General features: G+C 48.4%; 20 protein-coding genes and 1 tRNA gene. 13 read left to right on the forward strand and 8 right to left on the reverse strand.

All coding sequences use genetic code 11. The annotated features are described in order from the left end of the window. Positions 1 to 300: 300 nt before the first annotated feature. From I2D83_RS07200 to I2D83_RS07225, 6 genes are all read left to right on the forward strand, one after another. Positions 301 to 1,365, forward strand: a complete 1,065-nt coding sequence (locus I2D83_RS07200) for an ABC transporter substrate-binding protein (protein ID WP_205947789.1) — start codon at positions 301 to 303, stop codon at positions 1,363 to 1,365. Beyond that, positions 1,362 to 2,399 (forward strand): FecCD family ABC transporter permease, encoded by a 1,038-nt coding sequence (locus tag I2D83_RS07205; RefSeq protein WP_181838176.1) that lies wholly within the window; start codon positions 1,362 to 1,364, stop codon positions 2,397 to 2,399. Before I2D83_RS07200 ends, I2D83_RS07205 begins: the two co-directional genes overlap by 4 nt. A 1-nt stretch (position 2,400) precedes the next feature. After that, positions 2,401 to 3,171 (forward strand): ABC transporter ATP-binding protein, encoded by a 771-nt coding sequence (locus tag I2D83_RS07210; RefSeq protein ID WP_205947790.1) that lies wholly within the window; start codon positions 2,401 to 2,403, stop codon positions 3,169 to 3,171. Beyond that, a complete protein-coding gene (locus tag I2D83_RS07215; protein WP_181829025.1) occupies positions 3,168 to 3,902 on the forward strand; it encodes a molybdate ABC transporter substrate-binding protein in 735 nt (244 codons plus the stop codon). The genes I2D83_RS07210 and I2D83_RS07215 overlap by 4 nt, the downstream gene beginning before the upstream one ends. Before the next feature lie 120 nt (positions 3,903 to 4,022). Next, positions 4,023 to 5,405, forward strand: a complete 1,383-nt coding sequence (gene dbpA, locus I2D83_RS07220) for an ATP-dependent RNA helicase DbpA (protein WP_015841032.1) — start codon at positions 4,023 to 4,025, stop codon at positions 5,403 to 5,405. 66 nt (positions 5,406 to 5,471) lie between these two features. Further along, positions 5,472 to 6,044: an alpha/beta hydrolase gene (locus I2D83_RS07225; protein ID WP_180777612.1), complete on the forward strand. Its 573-nt coding sequence runs from the start codon at positions 5,472 to 5,474 to the stop codon at positions 6,042 to 6,044. A 105-nt stretch (positions 6,045 to 6,149) separates the two neighbouring features. Here the strand turns inward: I2D83_RS07225 and I2D83_RS07230 are convergent, their stop codons facing one another. After that, entirely contained in the window at positions 6,150 to 6,689 is a 540-nt protein-coding gene (locus tag I2D83_RS07230; protein WP_205947791.1) for a hypothetical protein, read from the reverse strand. Between the two features lie 526 nt (positions 6,690 to 7,215). On the opposite strand from I2D83_RS07230, the gene I2D83_RS07235 reads away from it, so the two are divergent. The 3 genes from I2D83_RS07235 (at position 7,216) to I2D83_RS07245 (ending at position 9,367) form a co-directional block, all read left to right on the forward strand. Continuing rightward, the gene (locus I2D83_RS07235; protein WP_205947792.1) at positions 7,216 to 7,482 is read left to right on the forward strand and encodes a hypothetical protein; all 267 of its coding nucleotides are present in this window, start codon (positions 7,216 to 7,218) and stop codon (positions 7,480 to 7,482) included. A gap of 125 nt (positions 7,483 to 7,607) precedes the next feature. Next, complete coding sequence (locus tag I2D83_RS07240) at positions 7,608 to 8,363, forward strand: hypothetical protein (RefSeq protein ID WP_015841028.1); 756 nt, start codon at positions 7,608 to 7,610, stop codon at positions 8,361 to 8,363. A gap of 212 nt (positions 8,364 to 8,575) precedes the next feature. After that, positions 8,576 to 9,367: an NPP1 family protein gene (locus I2D83_RS07245; protein ID WP_205947793.1), complete on the forward strand. Its 792-nt coding sequence runs from the start codon at positions 8,576 to 8,578 to the stop codon at positions 9,365 to 9,367. Between the two features lie 103 nt (positions 9,368 to 9,470). Here I2D83_RS07245 and I2D83_RS07250 read toward each other — a convergent pair whose 3' ends face one another. Beyond that, positions 9,471 to 10,667 carry an MFS transporter gene (locus tag I2D83_RS07250; protein ID WP_205947794.1) on the reverse strand — a complete coding sequence of 399 codons (1,197 nt, stop codon included), beginning with the start codon at positions 10,665 to 10,667 and terminating at the stop codon, positions 9,471 to 9,473. 82 nt (positions 10,668 to 10,749) lie between these two features. Here I2D83_RS07250 and I2D83_RS07255 point away from each other — a divergent pair, with 82 nt between their 5' ends. Beyond that, positions 10,750 to 11,247, forward strand: a complete 498-nt coding sequence (locus I2D83_RS07255; RefSeq protein WP_180777616.1) for an Lrp/AsnC family transcriptional regulator — start codon at positions 10,750 to 10,752, stop codon at positions 11,245 to 11,247. 90 nt (positions 11,248 to 11,337) lie between these two features. On the opposite strand, the gene I2D83_RS07260 is transcribed toward I2D83_RS07255, so the two are convergent. The 4 genes from I2D83_RS07260 to I2D83_RS07275 all read right to left on the reverse strand — a co-directional run bounded on the left by I2D83_RS07260 (position 11,338) and on the right by I2D83_RS07275 (position 14,129). Then, on the reverse strand, positions 11,338 to 12,141 hold the full coding sequence (locus I2D83_RS07260) for a hypothetical protein (protein WP_205947795.1): 804 nt from the start codon (positions 12,139 to 12,141) through the stop codon (positions 11,338 to 11,340). Beyond that, a complete protein-coding gene (locus I2D83_RS07265) occupies positions 12,138 to 12,935 on the reverse strand; it encodes a lysozyme inhibitor LprI family protein (protein ID WP_205948149.1) in 798 nt (265 codons plus the stop codon). The genes I2D83_RS07260 and I2D83_RS07265 overlap by 4 nt, the downstream gene beginning before the upstream one ends. A gap of 22 nt (positions 12,936 to 12,957) precedes the next feature. Beyond that, positions 12,958 to 13,584, reverse strand: a complete 627-nt coding sequence (locus tag I2D83_RS07270) for a hypothetical protein (protein WP_181848767.1) — start codon at positions 13,582 to 13,584, stop codon at positions 12,958 to 12,960. An 83-nt stretch (positions 13,585 to 13,667) separates the two neighbouring features. Beyond that, entirely contained in the window at positions 13,668 to 14,129 is a 462-nt protein-coding gene (locus I2D83_RS07275; RefSeq protein ID WP_205947796.1) for a GNAT family N-acetyltransferase, read from the reverse strand. A 114-nt stretch (positions 14,130 to 14,243) separates the two neighbouring features. Between I2D83_RS07275 and I2D83_RS07280 the strand changes: the two genes are divergently transcribed. After that, positions 14,244 to 14,546, forward strand: coding sequence for a 7(1) septoil knot domain-containing protein (locus I2D83_RS07280; RefSeq protein ID WP_205947797.1), 303 nt, complete (start codon positions 14,244 to 14,246; stop codon positions 14,544 to 14,546). A gap of 120 nt (positions 14,547 to 14,666) precedes the next feature. Here the strand turns inward: I2D83_RS07280 and I2D83_RS07285 are convergent. Then, positions 14,667 to 14,741, reverse strand: a tRNA-Arg gene (locus I2D83_RS07285). Positions 14,742 to 14,835: 94 nt separating this feature from the next. Further along, the gene (locus tag I2D83_RS07290; RefSeq protein ID WP_205947798.1) at positions 14,836 to 15,756 is read right to left on the reverse strand and encodes a formate/nitrite transporter family protein; all 921 of its coding nucleotides are present in this window, start codon (positions 15,754 to 15,756) and stop codon (positions 14,836 to 14,838) included. A gap of 538 nt (positions 15,757 to 16,294) precedes the next feature. On the opposite strand from I2D83_RS07290, the gene mlaA reads away from it, so the two are divergent. Further along, positions 16,295 to 17,056, forward strand: coding sequence for a phospholipid-binding lipoprotein MlaA (mlaA, locus tag I2D83_RS07295; protein WP_015841016.1), 762 nt, complete (start codon positions 16,295 to 16,297; stop codon positions 17,054 to 17,056). Positions 17,057 to 17,418: 362 nt separating this feature from the next. Then, a complete protein-coding gene (gene mqo, locus I2D83_RS07300) occupies positions 17,419 to 19,002 on the forward strand; it encodes a malate dehydrogenase (quinone) (RefSeq protein ID WP_181847740.1) in 1,584 nt (527 codons plus the stop codon). Positions 19,003 to 19,093: the final 91 nt, after the last annotated feature.

A 19,093-nucleotide genomic window follows, 5' to 3' on the forward strand; every position in this document is an offset into this window, starting at 1 on the left:
TATTTAGGGTATACACATTCAATGATGGGATCACTCTACGCGATTAATAGTGAGAATAAATATCATTTTTTTAACGTAATAATTCAGTTTATCTGACCAAACGTTAGCAGAATAAATAATCTCTTTAGCCAAGGATTTCTGGCTGTGTTCGCGTAAATAGCGCGCCTGTTATTTAGAAAATAATGCTCCCGGCTTATCTACCTCAAAATTGGTATCTAAATATTATTATGAGCGAGATCAGTATTTTCTTTTTCGCTGTCGCTGTATCATTTGATATATAGCGAAAATCAGGATACCAACATGATAAAGAAATTTGGCTACACGCTGTGGTTTGTCGGGCTGTTTTTGGTGTTTTCCAACGCTGGGGCGGCGCGTCAGGTGACCGATCAACTCGGACGCAATGTGACGATTCCCGACCATGTTAATCGCGTGGTGGTGTTGCAGCATCAAACCTTAAACCTGCTGGTGCAATTGGATGCGCAAGAGAGCGTGGTCGGTGTGCTTTCTAGTTGGAAGAAACAGCTAGGTGAACATTATTTGCGGCTGGCTCCGCGTCTGGCGGATTTGCCGATGCCGGGCGATCTCACTCAGGTTAATATTGAAAGCCTGCTGAAGCTGTCGCCTCAGGTAGTTTTTGTCGCTAACTATGCGCCACCGGAAATGATTGCGCAGATTGAACGGACGGGCATTCCGGTCGTGGCGATCTCGCTGCGTCAGGATCAGCCGGGAGAAGCTGACAAAATCAATCCCACGATGAGCGATGAAAACACAGCGTATAACGAAGGGCTCAAAGCAGGGATTCGGCTGATTGGTGACGTAGTTGAGCGCCAGAAACAGGCGGAGGCGCTGATCGACTATACGTTTACGCAGCGGCAAAACGTGGGTGCGCGTTTGGCGTCCATTCCAGAAGAGAAGCGTATCCGTGTGTATATGGCTAACCCCGATTTGACAACCTACGGTTCAGGGAAATATACCGGCTTGATGATGTCGCATGCAGGGGCGGTGAATGTCGCGGCGGCATCGATCAAAGGCTTCAAACAGGTGTCGATCGAAAACGTACTGGCCTGGAACCCGCAGGTGATTTTTGTGCAGGATCGCTACCCGGATGTTGTGAAGCAGATCGTTAACGATCCGGCCTGGCAGGCGATTGATGCGGTGAAACAGCATCGTGTGTATCTGATGCCGGAATACGCCAAAGCCTGGGGCTACCCGATGCCGGAAGCGTTGGCGATTGGCGAACTGTGGATGGCGAAAAAGCTGTACCCTGAGCGTTTTGCCGATGTCGATATGCAAAAAGCCGCCGATGAGTATTATCAACGCTTCTATCGTATGGGCTACCGTGCGGAAGCCGTCGCGGCGCAATGAGTTATCGCACCTATCGGATCACGCTGCTGACGGTGGTCGTGTTCACGCTGTTGATTGCCGTGTGCTCGCTGGGGATAGGGCGTTTTAGCTTATCCCCGTGGCGCATCGTCCAGATCCTTATCGAACCGCTGTCTGGCAACGATCTGCTGTTCGGAAAAAAACTGCAGCTTGGGGATATCGAACAGCAAGTGGTGTGGAGCGTACGTCTACCTCGCGTGTTATTAGCCTGGTGTGCGGGCGCGGCGCTAGCGCTGAGCGGGGCCACGCTGCAAGGTGTTTTCCGTAATCCGCTGGTCGATCCGCATATTATCGGCGTGTCTGCTGGCGCGGCCTTCGGCGGCACGTTAGCGATTCTATTAAGCTGGACGCCGCTGTTTTTGCTGCTGTCTGCATTTACGTTCGGCATGCTGGCGCTCTTGCTGATTTTCATGATGGCCGCCGCATTCGGTAAGCAGAACGTGCTGATCCTGATTCTGGCTGGTGTCATCCTCAGCGGCTTTTTCGGCGCGCTGGTCAGCCTGATGCAATATCTGGCGGATACCGAAGAGAAGCTGCCAAGTATCGTTTTCTGGCTGCTGGGCAGTTTTGCCACGGCACACTGGAATTCGCTGGTCGCAACGGCGGTGCCGCTAGGTCTTGCGGGCGGGCTACTGCTGCGACTGCGTTGGCACATTAACGTGTTGTCGATGGGTGAGCAGGATGCGCGTGCGTTGGGTATCGCTGTGCAGCCCTTGCGTTGGCTGATTTTGAGTCTATGTGCCGCGATAGTCGCTGCGCAGGTGGCGGTCAGCGGTAGTATTGGCTGGATTGGGCTGGTTATTCCTCATGTGGCGCGTATGTTGGTGGGGGCCGATCACCGTCGTCTGCTGCCGGTGTCGCTGTGGCTGGGCGGAGGTTTTATGGTGCTGGTGGACGATCTGGCACGCACGCTCAGTGAAGCCGAGATTCCGCTGGGTATTCTGACAGCGTTGCTTGGCGCGCCACTTTTTGCCGTGCTGTTATATAAAACGCAGCGGCAGGAGAGGGGACGCTAGCATGCCGACGATCAGGTTATCGACAGAAAGTCTGGTGTATGGTTACCGGCAGGGGCAAGGTTTTTTTGCACCGCTGAATTTGTGTTGTCGGGAAGGGGAAATCACGGCGATTCTGGGCGCGAACGGCAGAGGAAAAACGACGCTGTTGAATACGCTGATGGGACATTTATCACCGCTTTCCGGGACGATCCAGCGGGATGGACACATTGGCTTTGTGCCGCAGATATTTACACCACCGTTTTCCTACAGTGTTCTGGATATGGTGCTGATGGGGCGTGCGGCGCATGTGCGGCTGTTTGCCATGCCTTCCGCGCATGACATCACCGTTGCTCGGAATGCGCTGGCCATGCTGGGGATCGCGTCCCTTGCTGAATGTGAGTTTAGCGCGTTGTCCGGCGGACAGCGGCAGCTCGTGCTTATCGCGCGTGCATTAGCTTCGGAGTGTCAAATGCTTATTCTGGACGAACCGACGGCGGCGCTTGATGTGCAAAATCAGGCGCAGGTGTTGCGGTTATTGAAGTATATGGCTAAAACGCAGCACCTGAGCATCCTGCTGACTACACACGATCCCTCGCACGCGCTGGCCATTGCGGAGCAGGCGCTGCTGCTGATGGATCATCAGCATTACCTTTATGGCCGCTGTGATGAGGTTGTGACGGAGGAAACGCTATCGCGCCTGTACGGCATTCCGATGCGGCAGGTCTGCGTGGAGATGTCGCCGCAGCCTTATCGTGCGCTGATTCCGATATTGACGATGACGGAGCCATTATGACCGATCCCCTTCGCTTATATGCGGCTGGCAGCCTGCGCCTTGCCTTGACGCCTTTGTTGGCGACGTTCGGCGAACGCTATGCGGTGGATGTCGCGCCGACTTTTGGCCCGGCGGGACTGCTGAGTGAAAAAATAATACATGGCGACGCGGTAGATATTTTCGCATCGGCAAACTGCGCGCATCCTTTACGCTTGAAAGCGCTGGGGCTGGCGGAGGAAACCACCGTGTTTACGCGCAACCATCTTTGTATTGTGATGCGTAACGTGCCGGAACTCACCGCGCAATCCTGGCTGATGGCGCTCCTTGACCCACGTTTTGTGCTGTCAACTTCCACGCCCGGTAGCGATCCCGGCGGGGATTATGCGTTCCAGCTCTTTGATCGCATCGAACGTTTGCATCGGGGCTGGGGGAATCAACTGCGCGACAAGGCGAAACCACTGGTGGGCGGGGGGCTCGAACAGGCGATTCCGGCGGGCATGACGGCCGCAAGTTATCTGATTCGGAGCGGGCAGAGCGATATGCACATTAGCTATGCCAGCTATCTGCCGTTACTGCTTAATCAACCTGATCTACATGTGGTTCATTTGCCCGATCCGTATCGTATCGATGCCGAATACATGTTGGCTATCATGAAACCGGCCCGGCGTGAGGCGCGGCTGCTGGCGAACTACCTTTTATCGCCTGAAGGGCAGAGTTTTCTGGTGAACAAAGGATTCGCCTCACTGTTTTAGCCGTGGAGCGAGAGGTAAATCGGTCAACGATGACGAACTCTGCTATGATTGCGGCATATTTGCGTCGCTCTTTGGCTCGGCGTCACCTTTCGTTATCTCGTCCTTGGTAGAGTAATCACTGTGAGTACAACCTCTTTTTCTTCCCTCTCGCTGCCAGCAGAGCAGTTATCCAATCTTAATGAACTGGGTTATACCGACATGACGCCCGTTCAGGCGGCGACGTTGCCAGCCGTTCTGAGTGGTGCAGATGTGCGTGCCAAGGCGAAAACCGGTAGCGGTAAAACAGCGGCGTTCGGCATTGGGTTACTGGATCGTATTGTCGTGAGCGACTTTACTACGCAGGCGCTGGTGCTGTGCCCGACGCGTGAACTGGCCGATCAGGTCAGCAAAGAGCTGCGTCGTCTGGCCCGTTTTGCGCAAAACATTAAGATCCTGACGCTATGCGGCGGTCAGCCGATGGGGCAGCAGCTCGATTCTCTGGTTCACGCTCCGCATATTGTTGTCGGGACGCCAGGGCGTATCCAGGATCATTTACGTAAGCAGTCACTGTCTCTGGATAGCCTGAAAGTACTGGTGCTGGATGAAGCAGATCGCATGCTGGACATGGGTTTCACCGATGCGATTGATGATGTGATTTCCTATACGCCGTCCGATCGTCAAACCTTGCTATTTTCTGCCACGTATCCGGAAGAGATCGAACAGATCAGCGCGCGCGTTCAGCGTCAACCACAGCGTTTCGAGATTGCAGACGACGTGAAAGAGTCGGCCATCGAACAACGCTTCTACGAGACGACGAAAGAGCAGCGATTGCCACTGTTGATTTCCATTCTGGGTCATCATCAGCCTTCGTCCTGTGTCGTGTTCTGTAACACCAAGCGCGACTGCCAAAGCGTGTTTGACGCGCTGGATATGCGTGGGATTAGCGTATTGGCGCTGCATGGCGATCTGGAACAGCGCGATCGCGATCAGGTTCTGGTGCGTTTTGCTAACCGCAGTTGCCGCGTGCTGGTAGCAACCGATGTGGCGGCTCGTGGGCTCGATATCAAAGAGCTTGAGCTGGTCGTGAATTTTGAGCTGGCTTTCGATCCTGAAGTGCACGTTCATCGTATTGGCAGAACGGGCCGTGCGGGTATGCAGGGTCTGGCTGTCAGCCTGTGTACGCCACAGGAAATGAACCGCGCTAATCTGATTGAAGACTATCTCGGTATGCGAATTAAGTGGGCTGCGGCGGATAGCCTTGACCGCACTGGCGAGGTTACGCTGGAACCTGAGATGATGACGCTGTGTATTGATGGGGGCAGAAAAGCGAAAATCCGCCCTGGCGATATCCTCGGCGCATTAACCGGCGATGCAGGATTAACCGCAGCAGAAGTGGGGAAGATTGATATGTTTCCGCTGCATGCTTATGTCGCTATCCGTAAAGCTAGCGCTAAACGCGCATTGCAGCAGCTCCAGAAAGGTAAAATCAAAGGAAAAAGCTGTAAGGCCAGATTGTTAAAGTAATCGGTGGCTGATATACCAGACAGGGTAGGATGAGGTTGCTGGGTAACAGACAGGAGTGTTAAGGGCGTGCAGACAACAGAAATCGATCGGCGGCTGACGGAAGTGAGCCAGCAGCTAACGATGGTGCTGGTGCCAGGATTGCGAGACAGCGATGACGAGCACTGGCAGAGCCATTGGGAACGGCGTTTTCCTCACTGGCACCGTATACGCCAGCGGGAATGGTATCAGGCCGATCTGGACCGCTGGGTGTTAGCGATCCGTCGTGAACTTAGCGTCTGTACACAGCCCGTGATACTGATCGGCCATAGCTTTGGCGCACTGGCTTCCTGTCATGTTGTGCAACAAGGTCAGGAAGGGATTGCCGGTGTGATGCTGGTGGCGCCTGCCGAGCCCATGCGCTTCGAGATTGACGAGCGCATTCAGGCTACACCGCTGCCGGTTCCGGCGTTGACTGTTGCCAGCCATAACGATCCTTTAATGAGTTTTACTCGCGCCCAATATTGGGCGCAGGCGTGGGACAGTGAACTGGTTGATGTCGGTGAGGCAGGGCACATTAATGCAGAAGCGGGGTTTGGTCCATGGGAATACGGCCTGACAAGATTAGCTGAGTTTTCAGAGGCACTCATTGCTAGTCGTTAATAGGCCGATTTTCTATTGAGTAACCGCATTCCATTATTAAAGTAACGTTATATTTTCCTTTAATGCCAGGGCAAGGGATTTATTTGTCTTGGCATGCATACCTTATTAAGACAGCTCTTCCCCATTGCCTGAACCATGCAACATTTCCTGAATCTGCTGATAAACTTCGGCCGCAGATAAATTGCTATAGGATGTTTTGCTCTCGAAATGTAATACCTGTTCGCCCTCTGAACCATGAAGCGCGCTTATGAGAGCAAGGTCTTCTTGTGTGATGCGCTGTCCCGTAAAGGCATCAAACATTTCAGAATTTCCATCTGGGTACTTAATCACGGAAATAAGTTTGCCGTTGTACAACGGAATTCCCGTTGTTGCCAGAGAGTATTCAGTGGCGGCTTTCTGTTGCGCTTTGACCTGTTCAGGCGGGGGAGTATCGTCCTCTGCAACTGCACGTTTCTTTTGGGAGGACAGCGTAACTTTAGTGCTCTCGTTCGAGCCCTGCATATTTTGAGAGTCCGAGTTTGTTGATGTATCGGTTTTATTCCCCGGGCTGATAGCTGCAACAACGGTTGGGTTGGCAGCAGCACCAATGGGAGGCATGGGCGCCGGGGTTGTCGCACTCACGATTTGAATATCTGGAATCACCACAGTATAACTCCTTCTTATATCTATTTAATGCTGGTAATGGTTTTACCAGTGAGTTACTTCAGTGTGTTAAAACCACATGCGTTAATAACGCAGTTGTTGACAGCCAGGACATCAACACAGACAAAATAATTATCTTCCTTAGAAGATGCATCAATCTGCCGGATATCATTTCCTATTATTCAACAAGATGACATTAACGAAGTGGTTCATTCAGAACACGGTTAATGTAAAACAGTATTTGTGCCAAACACTATTTATGCAAAATGCAATTGCATTAAAAAATACCCTATCGCAAAGGGTATCGGCTGTTTTTTCTGCTTCATTAATATCCAAAAGGCATAAGATTTAACTTTTTGATTACTAATCGTGCAATCTTATGTGACCAAATCTCTCCATTTTTAAAAAATAGAAAGCTATCATGGTATTAGCGCGATGCAGTGATAACGGCTGCCGCGTATGTGCTCTACAAGCGTAGGGGAACGCGATACACTGTTTCTCTTGTCTTTTCCCTGTTTTAAGAAGCGCTATGCCCAGCATTAAACTGACGGTTAACTATTTGTATCGGCAATCTGGTGAAACGCGTGAAGCGTCGCAGGCGACAGCCCGCGTTTTTGTCGGTGATGAACTCATCGCCACGGAGGTGGTTACTGGTATGACGGAAACCCCAGTTAACAAATATTTGCACCACTCAGGATCAGTATCGCTCCCCGTGCGTGTGGAATGGGATTGCGAGGGAACAACAGTGATGACGGCATCTGAAGTGGAAATCTGCCCCTGCTGTCACCATGATTAGCCGGATAGGCTAAGCCGTTTTTGAACGGTTTAGCTTCATGATTTACCTATAATCAACACAACGCGAAGGGTAGATAAACCAACGCATGAGCAGCTTGAAGTATGACGGGTAGACAAGGTGAATGTATGAGAGTAGCGGTATCAACCTTAATAGCCTGTGGACTGTGGACGGCAACCGCGCATGCCGGCTGGTATGTCGTGAGTAATTACGAAGGCCAAATCGGGCCTTATCCGGTGCATTTTTCATTGCAGAAATACAGTACTGACCAGGATAAGAACCTGCTGGGAAGCTACTTTTACGATAAATATCGCGCTCCGATCCCGCTATATGGGCGGCTCTCGGGAACGTCGCTTGCGATCTGCGAAATCCATACTCCGCAGGATTATGATAAGTATATCGTTCAGGGCGTTAAGTCTGACATCGATATGACACATTGTCCGTTTACATTGACGGAAATGGGAGAAGAGCTACGCGGCGAGTGGTCGAATGGGAAAGCTCGCTATGATGTTAGCTTACGGCGTGTGGCATCTTTTGATGATAGTGAGCAGCCTGCAAAGGTGGAAGGACAAGTTGATATTCCTTTCTGGGGACAAACCGCGACTCATAGCTTCGTTGGGGTGTATCAAAACAGCGATGCGGGAATGGTTGTTGAGGGGATTAAGGCGATTAACAAGAAGAGTGGCAATGTTGACCAGCTTCTTAAGCCTGATTTTCAACAGTGCCAGTTTGGTTTTTTTATGACTCCGGTATATATGAATATTGAAAACGGCGCAGATAATCGCAGCATCATGCTGAACTGCTATTCCCACGGCGGAGGTGATATTCTGCTGGAATACCGTTTTGATGCAGCAACGCAGCGTTATGACGTGGTCGGAGAGTAAAAAATCCTAACGGTAGGGGATTGATGTTATATATAAATCCCCCACATTATTTTGCATGCTAAATATATTTTTGTTCATTGTTGGAAATAAATGATTTTTATTTCCTTTTCTTTCTTGTTAAAAGTGTTATTTCCTACTCTCGCATCATGGTCACCTTTTGTGACTCATGGCGACATTGCTTTTCAAAGGACTATTTTTCTAAAGGAGTTAATATGCTTTCAGGAAAGAAAACGATTTTGACATGCTCAATATTGTTCGCGACTTTTTCTTCACACGCAGATAATTTCCCCAAATTGAATCAGGCCCTGCCATCAGGAATTGATGCGCGGGCGATTGCACCGGTATTTGATTTTGATACGGATGGTTGTCTTCCTAGTGCGGGAGTCAGCCGTAATGGTGTGCAGAACGGCGGACTGAAACCAACAGGAAATATCACGGGCGGGTGCCGGTGGAGTAACTTTCTCGACTCGTCAAATACCTTGCACCGATACGCCTGTGTTAATTCCGGTGGTTCTCGCTATTGTGGCAGCTTCTATGCGCTCTATTTTCTAAAAGATCAGATATTAAGTGGTGTTAATTCAGGCCACCGCCATGATTGGGAACATGTGGCAATCTGGACTAAGAATGGCGCAGTGACGCACGGTAGTTACAGTGCGCATGGTAAATTGACGACCAAAGATGCATCGAGTATTGATAAGCAAGATGGTCATCTGAAATTTGTTTATCACAAAGATGGTCTATTGACTCATGCTTTCCGTTTTTCTAAAGAGAATGAGCAAGCGGAAAATCCGTATAAGAAATTTGTCACGCCGGATATTATCAGTTGGTACTCGATGTATGGCGATGGCATTAATAATCAAGAGTTACGTAACCGATTAAACGCCTTTGACTACGGTTCAGCGTCTATTCCCCTTAAAGACAATAACTTTCTGAATAACCTGAATAATGGTCGACCCGCTGGTTATCCAGAATTTACCGATGCCAGTATAACGGCGTCGAAATAATCATGATGAGAGAGGTGTGGTTACCCATACCTCTCTCTATTTCCGTATTACCTGATGAAATCCCTGTAAAATAACATCTTGCCAAATGGGATGTGGGAATACATTAATGCCGTTCAGCGTTTGTCTGCGTTTGCCGTGGTAATGTGAACAGAATGGATATCACCACAAAGCCTACTGCTGCGTAGAGTACCGTTGCATATCCCCAATGCAGATAAAGAGCACCAAAAAGCGTATTCCCTACAAAGACTGCCAAATAGGTAACCGCACTGTTCAGCCCCATGATTGCGCCGCGCTTCGAGACATCCGTTGTGCTTAACCCGGTAATCAGCAAATTGACGCACAGGTGATTCGCGGTGCCCAGAAAAAGCATTAACACGCACACAACAGGTAAGCTACTTCCTGACAGGGCAAAAATCAGATACACCGTCGCTACCGTAAGGAATGAGGCTGGCATCGCCACTCTGGAATTCACTTTACTTATCATGGTATCCAGAAAAGCTGCTGAACCAAACCCAACGCCATAGCAAAGCGCAATCAGGCCGTTAGCACTGAGAGGTTGGTGGAGTTGGTGGTACAGATAGTCACCCAGATAACCATAAACCCCATAAAAGGCGGTCATGAACCCACCACAGGCAGCCAGCAACGGTTTCACGCCGGGCACGCTCAGTGCCGCCAGCGGTGATGATGAAACCCGCGTGGTATTTTCATCCTGATTACTCAGACGAGAAAGGATGACAACAGCCAAAACGGCCAGTGCGCCGATCCCGAGATAAACGACGCGCCAGTGAAATTGCTCTGCCAGAATCGACGCGAGTGAAACGCCAGCGACAAGGCTCAGCGTCCAGCCGGTAAGAACGACGCCAGTTGTTTTGCTTTCCAGCCCTTTAGGGGCGATAGCCGCAGCGGTGGTATAAATCGCGGGAATCGCCACGCCAGATGCGATCCCTGCAATAAGTTGGCTGATTATCAGCCATTCAACGGAAGAGGCCATCGCGCTGGAAAGCAAGGCGACGACCAGCAGAATCATGGCGTTCTTCAACATTCTAAAGGCGCCGAATCGATCGATGTATCGTGCCAGAAACAGAGCGCTTAGTGCGGTTCCCAGGCCAAAGGCGGCTGAGGCCAGCATCACTGACTGCGCGATACTCTTAAATGATGCGGCGATCTCAGGAGCGATAGGACCCATGAGTAACGAATTCGATCCAATCACGCCGATACAGAACGTCAGGACATAGGCTGCGCCAGGAACACGACGTGTGCGTGAATTGGCATGACATTCGGCATGTTGATGTTGTGACATTGAAATTTCACTTTTTGCTTAATATGATTCGGAAAAAATACTATTAACCAAACAGAATTAGTTTTAAATAAGGAATGAGAGAATGAAAATAAATAAAGATGACATTAAGCAAAAAGCCATTCCTACACGGGATATTGATGCCACTGACCGAAGATTATTAAGGGAATTGGTTGATGATGCGACGTTGAGCTACGCTGAACTGGGAGAAAAAGTCGCGCTTTCTGCTCCCGCCGCGCATGAACGGGTTAAACGGCTTCGGCGCGACGGCGTGATACGGAAAACGGCTGCGCTGCTCGATCCTGTCGCAATAAAGAAGAACCTTCTGGCCTTCGTGCACGTGGACACCAGCGGCTGGGGCGTTTCGTCAGAGCTGATGGAGATCACGCATAATTCCGATGTTGAAGAGGTGCATTCGGTTGCTGGCGATGCGGCTCTGATTCTCAAGATTCGCACGGAAGATGCGCAGTCGCTGGAAAAGCTTCTGTTTCAGCTTTACGCGGTGCCTGGCGTCAGCTCAACACGTTCCTATATTGTGTTGTCTACTTATCTTGAGCGACCTGTACAGCCGAGCGATAGCTGATTGTCTGGTTGAGTCAGTAGGACGAGAGGTTTATATTCAGGCCATTGCTAAGATAGCAGGCAATAGCCTGAAGTAACATCGGCGTTACTATTACTCTTCGCTTGGATCTAAACTTGATACTTGTTCACTCATCGTTGCATTATGGCAGCGATAAGCATGAATTTGTTCTTTAATAGGAAGATTATTCGCCTCTAAGGATTCGACATTACCGCATTTTTTATTTCTTTCTTTAATCCATGTTTCTTGAGATGCATGGAATTTACTCTTTATGTCTTCAGGTGCGTCTTCCAATATTCCATATACGTCGGTGAAAAAGAAAAGATATTGTTCTTTTTCATTTTCAAGCGTTTTCTCTTGCGCGGCTTTTGTGATTTTTTCGGCGTTTTCACTGAGCCAGGCTACGCCATAAATTGCTCTGGATAGGGCATCATAGGATTTTTTTTCTACTTTTATTTCCTTTTCATTATCGAGAATACTGAGATCGTAGGCAAATGACGGAATGACGATTTTGTTATCACTGAGCCTATTATCTTTGCTTTCACCTGTTTTAGTAAAAAGGTTATTGCTAATTTTATCCATTTCATCTTTTGTGTACAAAAGATTGTCTTCATTCAGAATGATATCGATGACCTCCTGACTTACGGGAATTTCAACCCGCAGGCTACACGAGAATGCTTTTCCCCAGCGTGGTTGAGTTGATAATTTAGAATAAATCACGTTCACAGTATCAACAGATTGAGAAGGGGAATTATAGAACAGTGCTTTTGCACGATCGGCAAACGTTTTTTTAACGACTTCCACCGCGTTGAGATCGCTGCATTGAAAGTCGTCCTTGGCATATGCTGACGTGCAAGTAAGGATCATTCCAATCATGACATAGTAGAGCTTTTTCATTTCTTGTCCCTGTTTTCAGTCAATCCAAGCTGTACCAGCCTTTCTTTGGTCATCTGTTGTTGGCAGGTATAAATTTTTGCTTGATCTTCCATTGAGCGGTTGTTATTTGTAATAGTTTCTATTGCACCGCATTTTTTATTTTTGTTTTTTATCCACTGCCGTGCATCCTCTTTCAGTTGCCCTTTAATATAATCGGGCAGGTTACTCCAGTAAGCATTTAACGCACTATCAGCCTCTCTGAATTCGACAATGGCTTTAATATATTTAAAACGTGGTGATTGTTCTTCCAGCCTTGCCGCATTTTCTTGTAACCAGGCCAAGCCATAGAGTGTGCGTGAGACTGACTCATCGTGTGGATACATAATATTGGCTTCTTGCTGATTATCAGCAATATGAACATTATAATAAACACGGTCTAATGCGATGTATTCATCGCCTTTTTTGTGGAGGTAAAGATTGGAACGGTAAATACTTTTTGCTTTAGGATCTCCGCTCTCCATAATAGGATAGTATTTTAAAAAATTTGACACATCGGATGGAATTTTTATCTTGGCTTTGCCAAAGCAGCTTAGGTTATTTTTTGTTTTAAGTTTTGTGATAATGATGTCATATTCAAATTCAATTTTTTTAATTGTCTCTAAAGAGACCCGGTCGCTGATGGGTTGTGCTTTCTCTTGATCTTCTTTGATTAACGACTGAATGACGAGAGGACTACGACACTCAAGATTATTTGCATTAACATAGTGTGATGAAAGCATTATCAATAATAGAGATTTTATTATGATTTTTATCATTTTCAATTCCATTGAAATCACGTTAGCAGGACATACAGATTCGTTTATCTGACGACGGATATGAGTTAGCGCCGATCATCTTATAGGTCTCATCTGTTTTTTTGAATTGGTAGATATAAGCGCTTTCGCCTGCTTCTTGTCTAAGTTCAGATTCCCTTTCGTTAAGTAGATTGGTGACAATTCCTTTGAGGCCAGGAGGAGAAACGATGTCCATCTGGATATTAATGATACCTGATGACAACATATAGTAATTCATGACGAAGACCAATCCTGCATCCGTGTAGGATTTTTCAAAATATTTTTCTGACGATGGGAGGTTTTTTATTTCTTGCAGAAATGAAATAAAAGCTGCTTTTCCATTTGAACCATTGAAGATAAAACTGGAGTCAGATTCAAGCTTTGGCATTATTTCGTTATTTTTATAACTTATTTTATCCTTTTTCGCTATGCTTACACCATAGCTAGCTGGAATAAAATAGGAATCAGTAAGTTCAATAAATTGGTTATAGTCTTTTTGTGATAATTTACTTTTCTGCAACACATTGGTGAAATCTGTCACAAAAGTGGGGAAGTCTTGCGCATATACCCCGTTGGCGAGAGGAAGGAAAAGAATAGGCAAAATGACGCTTTTTATATAACTCCGTTTCATAATAAACACGCATTCCTTACAAATAGTGAATAAATCCTTTTGATATTATAAGGTTATTCATGGTTGTAAGTATATATTGTTTGCTATTCCAGCCGTTGTTGACGCTTCGGGCTGCGTTTCATTTTTAATTCGCTATCAGCGTTATCAATGGTCTGAAAACCTAAGCGTTGGTAAAGCCTTATCGCTCTGTTGCCTTTCAAAACACTCAGAGTGACAGGGACGTTGGCTTCATCTGCCTGCCGCAGGAATGTGTGTAATAGCCATGCTGCGATGCCCTGCCCCTGATAGGCTGGCAACATCTGGATTTGTATAATGATCCACTCATTGACGCCCTTGTGCCGTTTGAATAACCCAATAGGTTCAGATCCCATTAGCACAATATGGGCATCGTCATAATGATATTTGACTCGTTGCCAGTGTGCCGAATCATCGGCAATTACACCGGCTCTTTGGAGATGCTCATCCATCGTGGTTCGGCGAAGTTCAAACAGGAACCACTCGTCCTCCGATGTAGCGGGACGGAGCGTGATATTGCGCCATTCCATATAACCCTCGTATTGTTAGATGAACGTTGTGTGAGTATTCCTCTCCATATTGACAAAATCAGGTAAGTACCATCAAATAATCTTCAGGAATACATATAAATCAAGGGAATAAGTATGAGATATTTAGGTGTAATGCTGCTCTATTGTGCTGTTCTTTTCTCGCCATTTTCCCTTGCCGTCGATGTGTCTAAAGTTTATGGAAGAATTCAAATTGTTGATTCGTTTCCAGACTATAGAGTGCAGATTGTCAACGCGCACGAACATCTAAGAGTACAAGAAGTTACCGCCTTCGCTAACCGCCCAGGGAAATGGGAAATTGTTGATAATTTTCCTGATTTTAAGATTAAAATTGTCGACGTTCACCCTGATTTCGAAATTAGACTCGTCGATAACTTTCCCGGCCCAACCCGACGATAAGCGGCGTTCTTATTCAGATGCTGGTGCGACACTGTAGTTTTTAGTCGATGATATATTCCACTTAACTTTATGATTTTCTAAGGGAAGATGGGGTTTACTAAGTGCTTCGAGAAGTGTGAATGGTGTCCCCGACTGGAATCGAACCAGTAACTAGCCCTTAGGAGGGGCTTGTTATATCCGTTTAACTACGGGGACGTGAAGCCGAGTCATTATACGCATTTTCGCTCTGAGAATAAGCACTTAACGGCGCGTTTGCTCAAAGTGTCGGCAATTAGCGTGCTTACTGGCGTTATTTTTCCTCGTTTTCACGCCGTTTTTGGGGTTTTCCGCGGTATGGATTGCTCATGTCGTTACGAATTTGCGCGTGGCTGATGAGGGCGAAAATAAAGGTGCCGCCGATGATATTACCCGCCAGCGTGGGCAAGGCAAACGGCCAGATGAACGCCTGCCAGGAGATGTGGCCAATAAACACCAAATAGAAAATCTCTGAGGCACCGGCCACGATGTGAGTCAGGTTACTGAAGGCAATCATCCAGGTCATAATGATGATAATCCACAGTTTGGCGGAGTAGGCGCGTGGCAGCATCCACACCATTGTGGCAATAATCCAGCCAGACACAACAGCATTGGCGAACATCTCCGTCGGAGAGTTTTTCATGACTTTCATGGCGATGTCGACTAACGCTTCCCGCGTTTCACCATCAAAAACCGGCATGTAGGTAAAGGCGAGGGCAGCTAAGGCTGTACCGATCAGGTTGCCAACCAGCACGACAAACCATAATCGACCAAGTAGGTAGACATTGCCGCGTGTGGGTTTATGCATGATGGGGAGCACTGCTGTGACCGTGTTTTCGGTGAACAGCTGCTGACGTGCCATAATGACAATCACGAAGCCGATGGTGTAACCGAAACACTCCAGCAGAAAACCGCCGGGCACGCCAACCAGATGGTTGTGGAGCATGCCGACCGCCATGAATGAGGTTCCCATCGAAATGCCTGCGGCAATCGCCGACCACAGTAACGCCATCGCATCGCGTTCCAGCTCCTTTTGTCCTTCCTGTCGAATCTCTTCGTGGATTGCGGCGGCAGGAGAGGGTAAGCGATCTTCATCCACGTTGATCGCTTTTCCCTGCGTGCTTTCATCGCTCTCTACCGCAACGTCCTTTTCTTGCTCTTGCTGGGTTTGCCTGGATTTTGATGATGAATTCATAGTGATTCTCTCGACGAATGAGCCGATTGGCGCTTGGCTAACGGGACTGAAGACCGGGGCAAGCATCGACAGCCCCGCTGATAAGCGTAGTCAGTTTTTACACTATGGGATGGTGCGGCGTAGCTCACTGGTTTAGGCTGGCGGTGCTATGCTGTGAGTGGAGCAATGAAAGACTGGGTCATCGTCCACGCTGGAGCGCGTGTCGCAACGATGCCGTGAGCTGCCCCATAAGAAAAATGGCAATCCTCTGAAAATACAGTAATACGTAAGCCAACGTAGCGATGGAGCCATAAAATGTTACACTGTTGGCCGATATCCCGTCCTTGTCGCTCAGTCTGATAGGCTGGGGCTGATACTGGGAATACCCATTTTCGGTCGCGGGTATATACCCTAAATAATTCGTGTTGCAGGCCGGCGGTAAGTGAAGGAATCCCGATGAGCTTACTTAAGTAAGTGATTCGGGTGAGTGAACGTAACCAACACACATGCAACGTGAAGTATGACGGGTATAGCACACTATAAATCAGGGAGAACAGATATGAATTACCGCCTGAGTGGGGTGGTGTTTGCCAGCGTGTTACTGATCGGCTGCGCCAGTTCCGGGGATCGCGATCAAGAAGGTCGTTCCGATCCGCTTGAAGGCTTTAACCGTACCATGTTCAGCTTTAACTATGACGTTCTGGATCCTTATCTGGTGCGTCCTGCGGCTGTTGCCTGGCGCGATTATGTACCGAAGCCTGCGCGTAATGGACTGGGGAATTTCTTCAGCAACCTCGAAGAGCCTGCAACGATGGTGAACTATTTCGTTGAAGGCAAACCGTATAAAGCGATGATTCACTTTAACCGTTTCTTCCTGAATACCTTGCTCGGGATGGGCGGTCTGATTGACGTCGCGTCAATGGCGAATCCGAAACTGGCGAAAGAAGAGTCCCGCCGTTTTGGTAGCACATTGGGTAATTATGGCGTGGGTTACGGGCCTTATGTCGTGGTGCCCGGCTACGGTAGCGTAACACCTCGCGAAGACGGCGGTGGCGTCGTAGACACGCTGTATCCGATGCTGAGCTATCTGACGTTCTGGATGTCGGCGGGTAAGTGGGCTATCGAAGGGATAGAAACGCGAGCGCAGCTGTTGGATTCCGATGGTTTGCTGCGTAACTCTTCCGATCCTTACCTGATGATGCGTGAGGCCTACTTCCAGCGGCATGATTTTCTTGCCAGCGATGGGCAAATCACCCCGCAGAAGAACCCGAATGCTGCAGCGATTGAAGACTCGCTCGACGAGATCGATTCAGCGAAATAGTCTTGCATCGTCTCGTTCCTTTCACAGGCACCTTCGGGTGCCTTTTGCTTTTATAAAACACTGCTAAACTTATTGTTACCCCACTGATTCTGTGGTTTGTTTCTTAAAAGTTATTACTTTGTTGTCCATTTATTTACTTACTAAAATTTATTTCCTTTCGTCAGATAACAATAATGCAACGTCGTTAACCGCTATTGATGTTCACGGTGGCTGAAATGTGTCAGCACGCTGATTTTTTTGTTAGCACGGTGATTAACAAAAAGGTCATAAGAATGATGCCTTTTGCTGATGGTGGCACGGTCGTGTGTTAATGAATGCCTGGAATTCTATTTACCTGCACTTATAAAAATAGAGATATAAGCATGAAAAAACTACTTGCTATGTTCTTCTGCCTGACCGTGGTGGCTAACGCCCCACTGGCGATGGCTGAAGATGCTAAAACGACAGAGAAGACAACGGATGTGGTACTGATCGGCGGGGGTATTATGAGCTCTACGCTGGGTGTGTATTTACAGGAGCTGCAACCGGACTGGTCTATCGATATGGTTGAGCGTATGGATAACGTGGCGGAAGAGAGCTCTAACGGCTGGAATAATGCCGGTACGGGTCACTCGGCCTTCATGGAACTCAACTACACGCCGGATAATCCAGACGGCCCAATCAATATCAGCAAAGCGCTGGAAATTACTGAGGCCTTCGAGGTCTCGCGCCAGTTCTGGTCCTATCAGGTGAAAAACGGCGTGCTGAATAATCCGCACTCTTTCATCAATAGCGTGCCGCACATCGCTTTTGTCTGGGGTGATGAGAACACCACTTTCCTGAAACACCGCTATGATGCGATGCAGCACAGCACGCTGTACCGTGGCATGGAGTTCTCTGACGATCCTAATACGATCAAAGAGTGGGCGCCGCTGGTGATGGAAGGGCGCGATCCGGCGCAGAAGATTGCCGCGACTCGCATGCCTATTGGTACCGACGTGAACTACGGCGAAATTACTCGTCAGCTGGTTGACGCGATGAAAACCAAGTCCAACTTTGCGCTGCACCTGAATTCAGAAGTTCGTGATATCAAGCGTAATGCGGACAACACCTGGAGCGTGACTTACGCCGATCTGAAGAACGGTGAGAAAGAGAGCGTGATTAAGGCGAAGTTCGTCTTTATCGGTGCGGGTGGGGCGGCACTGCAACTGTTGCAGAAAACCGGTATTCCTGAGGCCGATCTGTACGGCGGCTTCCCGGTTGGCGGTGAATTCCTGGTGACAGAAAACCCGGAAATCGTGAAGCGTCACATGGCAAAAGTGTACGGTAAAGCCTCCGTGGGCGCGCCGCCGATGTCCGTTCCTCATCTGGATACGCGTATTTTTGACGGCAAGCCAGTCCTGCTGTTTGGGCCATTTGCTACTTTCTCCAGCAAGTTCCTGAAAAACGGTTCGCTGTGGGATCTGATCGGTTCCGTGACTTTCTCCAACGTGATGCCGATGACGCACGTCGGTCTGGATAACTTCGATTTGGTGAAATATCTGATCGGTCAGGTCATGATGGATGACGACGATCGCTTCGCGTCATTGAAGGAATATTTCCCGAATGCGAAGAAAGAAGACTGGAGACTGACGGTTGCTGGCCAGCGCGTGCAGATTATCAAGAAAGATGATGATAAAGGTGGCGTACTGAAGCTGGGTACTGAGATTGTCAGCTCTCAGGATGGCTCGATTGCTGCGCTGTTGGGTGCCTCTCCAGGTGCTTCTACCGCCGCGCCGATTATGCTGAGCCTGCTGGAAAAAGTGTTTAAAGATAAAGTCGCGACACCAGAATGGCAGAGCAAGCTGAAAGAGATTGTTCCGTCTTATGGTCAGAAGCTTGACGGCAATATTGAAATGACCAATAAAATCCGCAGCTACACCAGCAGCACGCTGGGTCTGGATTATATTGAGGTTAAACCTGAGTAATCGGTATTAGCTAGAAAGAATGACAATAAGGCCGCGAAAGCGGCCTTATTTGTGTCAATTCAAGCAATAAAAAAAGCAGGTAAGTCGCCTT

This window comes from Pectobacterium aroidearum, assembly GCF_015689195.1.
Lineage (GTDB): Bacteria > Pseudomonadota > Gammaproteobacteria > Enterobacterales > Enterobacteriaceae > Pectobacterium > Pectobacterium aroidearum.

What these genes read in the sequence shown, in the direction of transcription:
- I2D83_RS07200 (WP_205947789.1), top strand. Translation starts at nt 301, where the DNA reads ATGATAAAGAAATTTGGCTACACGCTGTGGTTTGTCGGGCTGTTTTTG.
- I2D83_RS07205 (WP_181838176.1), top strand. Translation starts at nt 1,362, where the DNA reads ATGAGTTATCGCACCTATCGGATCACGCTGCTGACGGTGGTCGTGTTC.
- I2D83_RS07210 (WP_205947790.1), top strand. Translation starts at nt 2,401, where the DNA reads ATGCCGACGATCAGGTTATCGACAGAAAGTCTGGTGTATGGTTACCGG.
- I2D83_RS07215 (WP_181829025.1), top strand. Translation starts at nt 3,168, where the DNA reads ATGACCGATCCCCTTCGCTTATATGCGGCTGGCAGCCTGCGCCTTGCC.
- I2D83_RS07235 (WP_205947792.1), top strand. Translation starts at nt 7,216, where the DNA reads ATGCCCAGCATTAAACTGACGGTTAACTATTTGTATCGGCAATCTGGT.
- I2D83_RS07240 (WP_015841028.1), top strand. Translation starts at nt 7,608, where the DNA reads ATGAGAGTAGCGGTATCAACCTTAATAGCCTGTGGACTGTGGACGGCA.
- I2D83_RS07245 (WP_205947793.1), top strand. Translation starts at nt 8,576, where the DNA reads ATGCTTTCAGGAAAGAAAACGATTTTGACATGCTCAATATTGTTCGCG.
- I2D83_RS07250 (WP_205947794.1), bottom strand. Translation starts at nt 10,667, where the DNA reads ATGTCACAACATCAACATGCCGAATGTCATGCCAATTCACGCACACGT.
- I2D83_RS07255 (WP_180777616.1), top strand. Translation starts at nt 10,750, where the DNA reads ATGAAAATAAATAAAGATGACATTAAGCAAAAAGCCATTCCTACACGG.
- I2D83_RS07260 (WP_205947795.1), bottom strand. Translation starts at nt 12,141, where the DNA reads ATGAAAAAGCTCTACTATGTCATGATTGGAATGATCCTTACTTGCACG.
- I2D83_RS07265 (WP_205948149.1), bottom strand. Translation starts at nt 12,935, where the DNA reads ATGATAAAAATCATAATAAAATCTCTATTATTGATAATGCTTTCATCA.
- I2D83_RS07270 (WP_181848767.1), bottom strand. Translation starts at nt 13,584, where the DNA reads ATGAAACGGAGTTATATAAAAAGCGTCATTTTGCCTATTCTTTTCCTT.
- I2D83_RS07275 (WP_205947796.1), bottom strand. Translation starts at nt 14,129, where the DNA reads ATGGAATGGCGCAATATCACGCTCCGTCCCGCTACATCGGAGGACGAG.
- I2D83_RS07280 (WP_205947797.1), top strand. Translation starts at nt 14,244, where the DNA reads ATGAGATATTTAGGTGTAATGCTGCTCTATTGTGCTGTTCTTTTCTCG.
- I2D83_RS07290 (WP_205947798.1), bottom strand. Translation starts at nt 15,756, where the DNA reads ATGAATTCATCATCAAAATCCAGGCAAACCCAGCAAGAGCAAGAAAAG.
- mlaA (WP_015841016.1), top strand. Translation starts at nt 16,295, where the DNA reads ATGAATTACCGCCTGAGTGGGGTGGTGTTTGCCAGCGTGTTACTGATC.
- mqo (WP_181847740.1), top strand. Translation starts at nt 17,419, where the DNA reads ATGAAAAAACTACTTGCTATGTTCTTCTGCCTGACCGTGGTGGCTAAC.